We start from the raw sequence: 12,199 nt of genomic DNA, 5'->3' as shown, positions 1-12,199 counted from the left end.
ATTCTGCGGATCTTCGTCGTTCACCGCTATTCCTTTGCCGTTATCGCGCATATTTTGTGGCGTTCGGCGTGTTGTCGTCAAGCTAGGAGGGCGCGTGGATCAAAGCCTTCGAACGTGATCTGGTCGATGGTCGTGTTCCTCTCGTCATCGAGCTGAAGGGTATCGAAGGCAAAGATGACGGTCTGGTTGCCGCTGTCGCCATAGAACTGGCGTCCTATAAGGGCGAAGCTGCGATCATGTCTTTCGACCACCATCTGATCCGCCGGTTTTCGACGGACGCTCCAGGAATTCCCGGGGGGCTTACCGCTGAAGGCACGCGCGTGGAAGATTTCGAGAGGCATTTTTCCATGCTGGCGCATGGCATCTCCTTCGTCTCCTACAATGTGCATCACCTGCCGAACCCGTTCGTCAACTTCGTTCGGGACAAGTTGCAAATGCCGGTAATCAGCTGGACGGTGCGGGATCGCGAAATGCAGAAGCATAGCGATCTCAATGTCGACCAGATCACGTTCGAAGGCTTTGATCCACGCGCCCTCCTAGCTTGACGACAACACGCCGAACGCCACAAAATATGCGCGATAACGGCAAAGGAATAGCGGTGAACGACGAAGATCCGCAGAATGAGCAAAGTTTTGTTCTCCGTGTCGTTGAGAATATCAGCGAATTCACGGCAGATGAATGGAACAGTCTTGTCGGGACCTCCCGGCAGGACGCGCATTATAATCCCTTCATTACCCGCAATTTCCTGCTTGCTCTGGAAGAATCAGGCTCGGTTTCGCAGAAGGCGGGCTGGATTCCGCGCCATTTGCGCCTTGAAGATGATCAAGGTCGCCTCATCGGGGCGGTGCCGAACTATCTCAAGGGACATAGTCAGGGAGAATATGTCTTTGACCATGGGTGGGCTGACGCTTTCGAACGCGCCGGTGGACGATACTATCCAAAATTTCAGGCCGCAGTGCCTTTCACACCAGCCACCGGTCCGCGTCTCCTCAATCATATCGCCTATGAAAGTGAAACCGTTCGACTGGCGCTGGCCGGCGGATTGCGGGAGCTGGCTGATCAGTCCGGCGTCTCGTCTGCTCATGTCACCTTTGCGCTGCCCGATGAGATCAACGCCCTGGAGCGTGCAGGATTTCTTCATCGCACAGATCAGCAGTTTCACTTTAAAAACAACGGCTTTAAAAGCTACGATGATTTTCTGAATGAACTGGTATCGCGGAAACGAAAAGCGTTGAAAAAAGAGCGGCGCGAAGCCCTGTCGGATGGCATCGAAATCGATTGGCTAACCGGTAGCGATCTCACAGAAGCCGTCTGGGATGATTTCTTCGCGTTTTATATGGATACCGGCAGCCGCAAATGGGGACGGCCCTATTTGAACAGGCAGTTCTATTCACTGATCGGCGAAAGCATGGCGGAAGACATTCTGCTCGTCATGGCCAAACGTAATGGACATTACATTGCCGGTGCGATCAACTTCATTGGTGGCGATACACTTTTCGGCCGCCATTGGGGCTGCATCGAAGATCACCCATACCTGCATTTCGAGGTTTGCTATCATCAGGCAATCGATTTTGCGATTGATCGACAGCTCAGCGTCGTGGAAGCCGGAGCACAGGGCGAGCATAAAATCGCCCGTGGCTATGTGCCGGTTACGACTCATTCGGCACATTACATCGTCCATGAAGGCTTTCGAAACGCTGTGCGCGACTATCTCGATCATGAACGTCGCGAAGTCGAACAAATTCAAAATGCTTTGGAAGAGCATTCGCCATTCAGGGGTAGTTGAGCTCATCCCCTTGCCTGGCGGGATTTGATGCGATCTGATCTCGTCAAACATTTCGCATTGGAGAGAATCGCATGTCCGCCACCTATGACGACAACAATATCTTTGCTAAAATCCTGCGCGGCGAAATCCCGTCCACCCGTGTTTACGAAACCGACGACGTCATTGCCTTTATGGATGTAATGCCGCAAGGCACGGGCCACACGCTGGTTGTGCCAAAAGCACCGTCCCGCAATCTGCTTGATGCCAAGCCGGAAACTCTCGCGAGCGTCGTTCAAGTCGTGCAGAGAATCGCACAGGCCGTGAAGAAGGCATTCAATGCCGATGGCGTAACAGTCATGCAGTTCAACGAACCGGCATCTGGTCAGACCGTCTATCACCTGCATTTCCATGTGATCCCGCGCTTTGAAGGTGTGGCGCTCAAGCCCCATACCGGACAGATGGAAGACGCAGCCGTTCTTTCTGCAAACGCTGAAAAGATTCGTGCAGCACTCTGATATGACTCACTCTTTCAAAGTGTAAGCAGGCCGATTACCAGCAGGATTTCCGCAACCAGCACACCGACAAGCAGTCGCTTGCCGGTAATGAGAAAGGCGGCAAATCCTGCAGCGGCGGAACCCGCGCGGAGCCAGAGGGGCGAGTTGGCCAATTCTCCATTGGGATAGAGAATGAGCTGCGCGATAACACCTGCAACCAGCGCGGTCGCGACGCAGCGCACGAGAACAAGCGCCTCAGAATCCTCCCGTACGCGCCCGCCAACCAGCACGCCCATCACGCGGAACAGATAGGTTGGAAGCGCGCCAGCCAGCAGGATAAACAAAAACGGCCACCACCAGGTCGAAAAACTGTCCCAGTTCATTTGGCGACTCCTACTGATATGCGGTGCATCAGATGAAAGCCGAAGGCTATCAGCCCACCGAGAACACCCGTAATCAACAGGTCATAGCCCGGTGTCACATGATGAAATATGGGAAACAGAACGATCCCGGAAATCATTGCGACCTGCCCTGCCCGTTCTCTCGCCGAACGCCAGAGCGACGTCAGAAAATACATCGGCGTCAGCATGAAAAGTGCAGCGAAAACGATAGGCGGAAAAGACGTCGATAACGAATAGACGATAGCCACGACAATTGCATTGGTTCCCACCAGAACCATACCGATCCCAGCAAAATAACTGGTTCGCATATCACGCGGGATTTTGCGCAGCTCTTCCATGGCCATCACCCAAGCGGTGACGGCAACGAAATGACAAAGGGCCATCAATGTCAGCTTCCGCGTTTTAGGTCCCTGCAACTCGGGAAGCAGTGCGACCACCATCGGCATCAAACGCACGGACGAAAGTCCCACGGCGAGAGCCGCAGCAGGTAAAGCCACACCTGCGCTGATCGCGCCAATCAGAACAACCTTTGCCGGAAGCGCCCATATAGTCAGCGTCATAAAGACGGCTTGAACAACGGTGAGGCCGCTTTCAATTGCCAGCCCCGCAAAACCGATAAACGAACTCATCAATAATAGAGCTGGAATGCTGCAAATGCGCGTGCAGCCGCGCAAGAACCATCGCAGATGACGATGATCTTCTGAACTTTGCTCGGGATGATAGGAATGAATCGGTGGCATAGAGCCACGTTAGAGCAAGCATCGACGCAGTTGCACCCGGTTTCTGCCGCTCAGATCGGAAAACCTCAGTTTTCGTTCACGCTCGTCTCGTGCTCAAAACAAAACGGCCCTCAGAGAGGGCCGTTTCGATTGCTTGTTACTTCTTACGTGGCACTTTCGGCACCGAAGATTTAACTGCCGAAGCCTTCGACGAGGATTTCGGCGCTAGCTCGTCCTTGCCCGCCAGCACTTTTTCCTTCTCTGCCTTCTTCGGAACAGCCTTCTTGCGTTGTAGCTGCTTCTTTTCAGCAGGGATATCCTTCTTCGGACTTACCGGCTTATCAGCCACGCTTTCCAGCGACAAATCGGTCTTTCCGTCCGGTTTCGTCACGACATCCACACGGACCGTTCCACCATGCTTGAGTTTTCCGAACAGCACTTCATCAGCCAACGGCTTCTTGATGTGTTCCTGGATAACCCGCGCAAGCGGACGTGCGCCCATGCGTTCATCGTAACCCTTGTCAGCCAGCCAGGCGATCGCGCCTTCGGTCAGTTCGAAAGTCACGCCACGCTCGGCAAGCTGTGCCTCAAGCTGAAGCACGAACTTCTGCACGACCTGATGAATGACCGGAACCGGCAACGGACCGAACGGAATGATCGCATCCAGTCGGTTACGGAACTCAGGCGTGAACAAGCGGTTGATCGCTTCCATGTCATCGCCTTCGCGTCGCGTGGAACCGAAGCCGATTGCTGCCTTCGCCATATCCGACGCACCGGCATTGGTGGTCATGATCAGGATCACATTGCGGAAGTCGATCTTCTTGCCGTTGTGATCGGTCAGCGAGCCATGATCCATCACCTGCAACAGGATGTTGAACAGATCCGGATGGGCTTTCTCGATTTCATCGAGCAGCAGCACGCAATGCGGATGCTGATCAACGCCATCGGTCAGGAGACCACCCTGATCGAAGCCGACATAGCCGGGAGGCGCACCGATAAGCCGTGAGACGGTGTGACGTTCCATATATTCCGACATGTCGAAACGCAGGAGTTCCACACCAAGCGAACTTGCCAGTTGCTTGGCGACTTCCGTCTTGCCGACGCCGGTCGGGCCCGAGAACAGATAGGAGCCGATCGGCTTGTCCGGTTCGCGCAATCCCGCACGGGCGAGCTTGATCGAGGCCGACAACGCTTCAATCGCCAGATCCTGACCGTAAACGACACGCTTCAATTCAGCATCCAGATGCGACAGAACCTGTTCGTCATCCTTCGATACCGACTTCGGCGGGATGCGGGCCATCGTCGCGATTGTCGCTTCGATTTCCTTCACGCCGATGGTCTTCTTGCGCTTGTTTTCAGGCAACAGCATCTGGCTGGCGCCTGTTTCGTCGATCACATCGATTGCCTTGTCTGGCAATTTGCGATCCGAAATATAACGCGCAGACAATTCCACCGCCGTCTTGATAGCATCGACCGTGTACTTGACCTTATGGAAATCCTCGAAATAGGGTTTCAGCCCCTTCATGATTTCAATCGCATCCGGGATCGATGGCTCGTTGACATCGATCTTCTGGAAACGGCGCACCAAGGCACGGTCCTTCTCGAAGAACTGACGATATTCCTTATAGGTCGTCGATCCGATGCAGCGGATCGCGCCAGATGAAAGCGCCGGCTTCAACAGGTTCGATGCGTCCATGGCACCGCCCGAAGTGGCGCCAGCGCCGATGACCGTATGAATCTCATCGATGAACAGAACCGCGCCCGGATACTCTTCGAGTTCCTTGACGACCTGCTTCAGACGTTCTTCGAAGTCACCGCGATAGCGCGTGCCAGCCAGAAGCGTACCCATATCGAGCGAGAAGATCGTCGCGTCGGCAAGTGCTTCCGGCACCTGCCCTTCAACGATCCGCTTGGCAAGACCTTCGGCAATCGCAGTCTTGCCGACGCCTGGATCACCCACATAAAGCGGATTGTTCTTTGAACGGCGGCAGAGCACCTGAATGGTACGGTTGATTTCGCTATCACGCCCGATCAGCGGATCAATGCGCCCGGCCTTCGCCTTTTCATTCAGATTGACGCAATAAGCGGAAAGCGCATCCTGCTTCTTCTTGGCGCTTTCTTCCTGTTCCGTACTGGTGCGTTCTTCGCTGGCACTTTCCGCGCCGCGCGGGGGACGGGTTTCGTTGCTCTGCGGCCGTTTTGAGATACCGTGCGAGATATAGTTCACGGCATCGTAACGGGTCATCTGCTGCTCCTGGAGGAAATAGGCAGCATGGCTTTCCCGTTCCGCGAAAATAGCAACGAGCACATTGGCACCGGTTACTTCCTCGCGGTTCGAGGACTGCACATGGATGACCGCGCGCTGAATAACGCGCTGGAAAGCGGCAGTTGGCTTCGAATCTTCGTCATAACCTGTGACGAGATTATCAAGTTCGCGATCAATATAATCAGTAACGATACGTTTGAGATGCTCAAGGTCGACGCTGCAGGCACGCATCACTGCGCCCGCATCCTGATCGTCGATCAAGGCAAGCAAAAGATGTTCGAGCGTCGCATATTCGTGATGCCGCTCGTTTGCTATTGTGAGGGCTTGATGCAGGGCCCTTTCAAGGCTTGGGGAGAACGATGGCATATGACCTCACTTTTTCTCCATCACGCATTGCAGCGGATGCTGGTTTTGGCGGGCGAAATCCATGACCTGACTGACTTTGGTTTCGGCGACTTCGTATGTAAATACGCCGCACTCGCCGACCCCATGATTGTGAACATGCAGCATGATGCGCGTGGCATCATCCTGGTTCTTCTGGAAAAACCGCTGCAGGACATGAACGACGAACTCCATGGGTGTGTAGTCGTCGTTGAGGAGCAGGACACGATAGAGACTGGGCTTCTTTGTTTTCGGCTGTGTACGCGTAACCACAACGGTGCCGTTTTCCGGACCATTTCCGCCGTCGGTCTTGCTTTGCATGACTATATCGAGATGCCTCATGAAACCTATTACCCGGATGCCCATCTGCCTGACCCAACTTGCCCTATTATGTAGGTCGTCATGTGGTGATTTTAAGCCCTTCATTGGCACTTGCAACCGGGACTTATTGCAATAACGCGGCTTGACACAGTTATATGGCATCGTCCGAACGATAGGCCTTGGCCAAACAGCCCTATGTAAATAGCTGGATTGATCGTGAACCCACAAATATAGGCTCAAATAATTGACCACAAAAAAGCAGACCCTATAGCAAGGGGGGAACATATTGCCGTTTAGCGAATGCGAAAAAAATACTAAATTCCTCACATACCTAAAAATTAATTCATGTATTTTGGATAAGATAAGATCAGATATTTTTAAAACGCATCCGTTTCAAAGAGCTGCCCTTCTCTCCTTCCTAGTCAGGACAGCAGCAAAACTAAACTCGCGCAAGCGAGTTTTTTTGTTATCGGAAACAGTTTCCGCCCTCGTGAAGCAGGAGCAGCCTCCTGAAAACACATATGCGTGAGTGAGCGATGTTTTTCGGGCATCGATTAGCCACTGACGCGACAACCGTCTCGATTTTTTTCCGAAATTTATGAACAACGCGGTTACCATAAACGGATTGGTAACGCTGATGGCAGTAGGATCACCGAATTAGACGCTGTGTGCCTTTTGTGCCGCAGTTCAAAAAATCCGGGATACAGGTAGGTCATCATCGTGCGTACCGCATTTAGTAAAGTCGCATATGCCTTGAAAAGAGCGGCGCAAGCCACCCTTCTTCTTGCAGTTGTAACGGGGTGCTCAACAGCTTCGACAACGATACCGGCAATAGCGGCGAGCGATAGATATGCAGCTATCGTAATCGATGCGAATACCGGCAAAACGCTTTTCGCTTCAAATGCGGATGCCCAGCGTTATCCCGCGTCTCTCACGAAAATGATGACCCTGTACATGCTGTTCGAGGCAATGCAGGCCGGTCGCATGAACAAGGACACGCGTATTCCCGTGTCCGCCTATGCAGCCGCACGTCCACCCACGAAAATCGGATTCCGTTCGGGACAAAGCATTCGTGCTGAAGATGCAGCGCTGGCCATGATCACGAAATCGGCCAACGACGTAGCAACTGCTGTCGGCGAATATCTTGGAGGCTCTGAAGAACGATTTGCCCAGATGATGACCGCGAAAGCGCGTCGTCTTGGCATGCGTAACACAACCTTCCGTAACGCATCGGGCCTGCCGAACATGGCACAGCATACGACTGCACGCGACATGGCGATTCTCAGCATCGCGCTCCGTCAGCATTTCCCGAATGAATTCTCCTATTTCTCGCGTCGCAGCTTCGTTTTCCGCGGCCAGACCATCAATGGCCACAACCGTTTGCTCGGCCGCGTTGAAGGCGTGGATGGCATCAAGACCGGCTACACCAATGCATCGGGCTACAATCTGGCCTCCTCTGTCAGCCTGGATGGTCGTAGACTGGTAGCTGTCGTGATGGGTGGAAATACCGGTGCAAGCCGTGACGCTCACATGGCTCAGCTCATTCGCAAATATCTTCCCATGGCAACGCGTAGCCGCAACGCTGCGCCGCTCGTCGCAATGCGCAACGATGCACCGCAGGTGGTTGCTTCACTCGATCTTCCCAAGGCCCGGAATGCCCCTGTACCAGTAACGCGTCAGGCCGCTGCCGTGGAAGATGTCATCAACAATGAAAGCGGCGAAGGCGACAGCGACCAGCCACAGGTTCTGGCACTTGCAGCTCCAACTGCGCGTCCGGCAGCACTGGCCGCTCAAGCGGCTGTTCGTCCAACGCCGAAGGCCGCGGTCCCATCTGCGCAGCCGCAGGATGTCGATCCCGTTACCACTGCCTCGGCCCCCGCTGCCGGTGGTTGGGCTATCCAGATCGGCTCCCTGCCGAGCGAAGGTCAGGCACGTGACATGCTGGCCAAGGCTTCGGCGACGGCAGGTGGTACATTGCGCGCCGCATCGCCTTATACCGAGACGTTCAGCAAGGGTAGTGCAACTTTCTACCGCGCACGTTTCGTCGGCTTCTCCTCCAAGCAGGCCGCGTGGGATGCATGCGCCTCGCTGAAGAAGAAAAACTTCGGCTGCTATGCAGTCGCGAACTAATCGATTGCGAGGGGCCTTGCCCCCTCGTTGCCAGCTTCAAACCCGAATTTGTAGTGCGTAGAGGGTTTCGAGATGTCAAATATGAGAGAAACTTTCGGCCAGCCGCCGTTCAAAACAGCCGACTGGACACAGGATGAAGGTAAGACTTCGGCGTTCGGCGCACTGTTCTCGGTGCAAGGCCTCAAGCAGGCTGCCCTGCGAATTGCCGATGTGCGTCGCGGTACCGGCTTTCAGACCAAAGATCTGGTCGGGCTGCTTGTCTGCCATGCGGCACGTAACAGACGACTGATTCAACCACGGGCGTCCATGCGGATGACCTTGCCGGTGAATTTCGACCGGGTTTCAGTCCGCCTGACGATAGAAAACTGATTAATCACAGATGGAATGAAAAAGGACCTGCCGATAAACCGGCAGGTCCTTTTTCATGAATAGGTCGCCTTTAGAGCAATCCCAGAACCGCCAACTCCTGCCGCAGTTCTGCAGGCAAGGCAGCCCTGCCCGCTTTGCCGGCGGCTTCATCACGCGGGACTTCATTTTCTGCCAGATAGCGCCATCCCTGAAAAGCGCGGCGCGGCTGCCACTCAGTCGGGATGACCTTGGGCTCGAGAACAAGGTGGCAGCGATTAATGCCCTGCTCGTCCGTGAACGGACGCACGTCAAGCAATCGCTGGCGACATTGGACATTGCCCTTGATAACCCAGTAGAGCGAGCCACCTTCCAGCAGTTCGTCGATCCGCTTGGGTACCATTCTCGTCGTATGAAACTGTTCCGGCACCAAACCGGCTGCACGCTGTTCCGCAAGACGGAAATCGATCCAAGCCGCGAGATCTTCGATACTGTCGCAGCCGACGCAAAGTTTGACGAGATTGAGAGCCATAGAGGTGATTTAGCCAAGACGAATGCGCGCTTCAAGCCTGAAGCATCGCATTCTATCGAGAATTGCGAATCAACAGGCGACAACGTTCACGGCAAGGCCGCCCTGACTGGTTTCCTTGTAACGTTCGCTCATATCGTGACCGGTCTGGCGCATCGTCTCGATACAGGCGTCGAGCGGCACAAAATGCTTGCCGTCGCCCTTTACAGCAAGGGAGGCTGCGGTCACGGCCTTCACCGCACCAAGCGCGTTGCGTTCTATGCACGGTACCTGCACAAGCCCGGCAACCGGATCGCAGGTCATGCCCAGATGGTGTTCGAGTGCAATTTCAGCAGCATTTTCAATTTGTTCAGGCGATCCACCAAGCACAGCGGCAAGACCCGCTGCCGCCATCGCCGATGCTGACCCTACTTCGCCCTGACAACCAACTTCCGCACCAGAAATCGATGCATTGTGCTTGATAACACCGCCAATCGCAGCCGAAGTCAGGAGAAAATCGCGGATGCCTTTATCATCAGCATCGTCATGAAAATGCAGGTAATAGCGCAGAACTGCTGGTACGACGCCTGCGGCGCCATTTGTCGGTGCAGTCACTACCCGACCGCCGGACGCGTTTTCCTCATTGACCGCCATCGCGTAAACCGACAGCCAGTCATTTGCCAGAAGCGGATTACTGCGGTTGTTGCGCCAGTCGTCCTGCAGCTTGTCGTGAAGCTGCCGCGCACGCCGGCGGACATTCAAACCGCCAGGCATGACACCATCCCGGCTCAGTCCACGCTCGATACAGCCGCGCATGGCTCCCCAAATACGGTCGAGACCATTATCCAGATCGCCACGAGCCATATGCTTTTCTTCATTGGCTCGTTTCATTTCAGCAATCGACAGCCCGCTGTCATGGGCCATCTCAAGCATCTCAGCGGCGCTACGGAACGGAAACGGCACATCAGCCTTGTCGTCCTGCTTCGCACCGCTGCGCTGCACACGGCTCAGTTCTTCTTCCGTCACGACAAAACCGCCACCAATGGAAAAATAAGCGCGACGCAACAGGAGATTGTCATCAGCGTCGTATGCAGAGAAAGCCATGCCGTTGGCATGTCCCGGCAGAGGCGTCTTCCGATCCAGAACGAGATCGACCTTTGGATCAAAATGATAGGCCGGATGCCCTTCGGGTTTCACCTTCTTCTCGGCGAACACCTTCTCAACCTCTACGTCCATAATGTCGGGATCAATCGTATCCGGCAGATGACCACAAAGTCCCAGAATGACGGCTCGATCTGTTGCGTGCCCGACGCCGGTATAGGCCAGAGAGCCGTGCAGACTTGCTTTCAACCGATGGATTTTCGAATGCGCAGGCCGTGGCCAGTTTCCGCCGATTACCTCGTTGAGAAACATGCGCGCAGCCGTCATTGGGCCCATCGTATGCGAACTGGAAGGCCCAATGCCAATCTTGTAAAGATCGAAAACCGACAGAAACATTCCACACCTTCTACAGCCATCATGTGGCTGATTGATTCCTGATCGCAGCGTCGCTTGCGATTTACCTGATCGTCCATTTTAGACAAAAATCGGCAAAAAGTCGCTAACGCGAAAACCGCGTATCTCTATCAGATAGTGTAGGAAAGGATCAACGCAAACGGAATGCCGAAATGCGGCATCAAATTTCCGGAATACGTAACGCCGCCTGACTTCTAGACGGAGAACAGATAGGCCATGAGAATGACAGCAGCGAGACCAATGACTGCCCAGAGCGTGACGCCCCAGCAGGATTTTTGAACGGTTTCGTCCATGGAGATTTTGGCAACCTTGTTGTGCAACGCTTTTACACAGCGTCCTTCACAACGCTGTTACCAATCATATAGCTTCGTGATCAACGGAACGCAACGATGAAAAACGGCTGAATTACGGCAGCAGGTTTCCAGCACCGCATATACGATTCAAAAATTCTTTTTCTATCAATCAGTTACCAACAGATAACCTTAACGAAAGCTTTAAAGTGGCGGCAGAATTGCGGCATCAGGGTTGAGGCAGAAGCATATCTGTCTTGCCCGCCATCCAGTAAGCGGCAAGCCCTACCCACTCGCGCATGGCCACGCTGAAGCGCGAAAGCGCTTCATTCGGGGATTCGAGATAGAGTGCGAAGCGCTCGCTGGCGCGCGTCTTGTAGTCTACCGGCCAGGCGACAACGTCGAAATCCGCCTTGCGAAAACAACCAACGGATCGCGGCATATGATATGCGGAAGTCACCAGAAGCCACGTTTCGCCGGGCTTGGGCTGGGCCAGTTCCTTTGAGAAAATCGCATTCTCAACCGTGTTCCGGGACTTGTTTTCATAGATGTAGCGTTCACCGGAAAAGCCGAGATCTATCAGCATCTGTCGGGTGCTATCCGCCTCTTTTGCAGATTCTTCGAAAAAGGCGCCGTCTCCTCCGGAAACAATGACCTTGGCGTCCGGATATAGTCTCGCTAACCGCATTGCCTCGAAAATGCGATCAGCCGCACTATTCAACTCGAAACCTTTGCGCCCGGCATTAATGTCGCCGTTCATATAGCCGCCAAGGACGACGATCCCGTCCACGTGTTGTGGCATGTCATCGGGCTTCGCAAAACGATCTTCCAGTGGGGCAAGCAGAACGGAACCCAGTGTCGTGAAAGCGGCAAGAAATAAAATGACAATCGACAGCCCCAGCGCGCCCAGCCCGAACCGCCGGAAGCCGCGCCACATGGCCAGAAAGGCAATCAGAACAAGAACGAGGATTATCGTAACAGGTTGAAAGAACAGCCAGAAAATCTTCGAAAGACTATAAAACAACCAAACCCTCCAATATCAGGCCCTTTGCGTGCGCCAATGC

General features: G+C 54.2%; 11 protein-coding genes and 1 pseudogene. 5 read left to right on the top strand and 7 right to left on the bottom strand.

The annotated features are described in order from the left end of the window. Window positions 1-116: 116 nt before the first annotated feature. The 3 genes and pseudogenes from F9K91_RS18020 to F9K91_RS18010 all read left to right on the top strand — a co-directional run. Window positions 117-545 (top strand): annotated as a pseudogene (locus tag F9K91_RS18020) (PI-PLC domain-containing protein); the annotation flags it as partial. A gap of 53 nt (window positions 546-598) precedes the next feature. Further along, window positions 599-1,786: a GNAT family N-acetyltransferase gene (locus F9K91_RS18015; RefSeq protein ID WP_151678365.1), complete on the top strand. Its 1,188-nt coding sequence runs from the start codon at window positions 599-601 to the stop codon at window positions 1,784-1,786. A gap of 71 nt (window positions 1,787-1,857) precedes the next feature. Then, window positions 1,858-2,280, top strand: a complete 423-nt coding sequence (locus F9K91_RS18010) for an HIT family protein (protein ID WP_151556449.1) — start codon at window positions 1,858-1,860, stop codon at window positions 2,278-2,280. Between the two features lie 14 nt (window positions 2,281-2,294). On the opposite strand, the gene F9K91_RS18005 is transcribed toward F9K91_RS18010, so the two are convergent. The 4 genes from F9K91_RS18005 to clpS form a co-directional block, all read right to left on the bottom strand. Then, a complete protein-coding gene (locus tag F9K91_RS18005) occupies window positions 2,295-2,642 on the bottom strand; it encodes an AzlD domain-containing protein (RefSeq protein ID WP_151678364.1) in 348 nt (115 codons plus the stop codon). Then, window positions 2,639-3,289, bottom strand: a complete 651-nt coding sequence (locus F9K91_RS18000) for an AzlC family ABC transporter permease (protein WP_235913211.1) — start codon at window positions 3,287-3,289, stop codon at window positions 2,639-2,641. Before F9K91_RS18000 ends, F9K91_RS18005 begins: the two co-directional genes overlap by 4 nt. 247 nt (window positions 3,290-3,536) lie before the next feature. Continuing rightward, window positions 3,537-6,011: an ATP-dependent Clp protease ATP-binding subunit ClpA gene (gene clpA, locus F9K91_RS17995; protein WP_151678362.1), complete on the bottom strand. Its 2,475-nt coding sequence runs from the start codon at window positions 6,009-6,011 to the stop codon at window positions 3,537-3,539. Between the two features lie 6 nt (window positions 6,012-6,017). Continuing rightward, on the bottom strand, window positions 6,018-6,347 hold the full coding sequence (clpS, locus tag F9K91_RS17990; protein WP_061346484.1) for an ATP-dependent Clp protease adapter ClpS: 330 nt from the start codon (window positions 6,345-6,347) through the stop codon (window positions 6,018-6,020). 720 nt (window positions 6,348-7,067) lie between these two features. Here clpS and F9K91_RS17985 point away from each other — a divergent pair. Together F9K91_RS17985 and F9K91_RS17980 are read left to right on the top strand one after the other, a co-directional pair. Then, the gene (locus tag F9K91_RS17985) at window positions 7,068-8,477 is read left to right on the top strand and encodes a D-alanyl-D-alanine carboxypeptidase family protein (protein WP_151678361.1); all 1,410 of its coding nucleotides are present in this window, start codon (window positions 7,068-7,070) and stop codon (window positions 8,475-8,477) included. A 72-nt stretch (window positions 8,478-8,549) separates the two neighbouring features. Beyond that, the gene (locus F9K91_RS17980) at window positions 8,550-8,846 is read left to right on the top strand and encodes a hypothetical protein (RefSeq protein WP_151678360.1); all 297 of its coding nucleotides are present in this window, start codon (window positions 8,550-8,552) and stop codon (window positions 8,844-8,846) included. A 70-nt stretch (window positions 8,847-8,916) separates the two neighbouring features. Here F9K91_RS17980 and F9K91_RS17975 read toward each other — a convergent pair whose 3' ends face one another. From F9K91_RS17975 to F9K91_RS17965, 3 genes are all read right to left on the bottom strand, one after another. Continuing rightward, entirely contained in the window at window positions 8,917-9,354 is a 438-nt protein-coding gene (locus F9K91_RS17975) for a DUF1489 family protein (protein ID WP_151678359.1), read from the bottom strand. 69 nt (window positions 9,355-9,423) lie between these two features. Beyond that, window positions 9,424-10,827, bottom strand: coding sequence for an L-serine ammonia-lyase (locus tag F9K91_RS17970; RefSeq protein WP_151678358.1), 1,404 nt, complete (start codon window positions 10,825-10,827; stop codon window positions 9,424-9,426). A 537-nt stretch (window positions 10,828-11,364) separates the two neighbouring features. Then, window positions 11,365-12,159, bottom strand: coding sequence for a YdcF family protein (locus F9K91_RS17965; RefSeq protein WP_151652471.1), 795 nt, complete (start codon window positions 12,157-12,159; stop codon window positions 11,365-11,367). Window positions 12,160-12,199: the final 40 nt, after the last annotated feature.

Origin of the sequence: Brucella tritici (assembly GCF_008932295.1) — a bacterium.
Taxonomy (GTDB): Bacteria; Pseudomonadota; Alphaproteobacteria; order Rhizobiales; family Rhizobiaceae; genus Brucella; species Brucella tritici.
The sequence above is the reverse complement of the archived record's forward strand: the minus strand, read 5'-3'. Positions and strand labels throughout refer to the sequence as shown.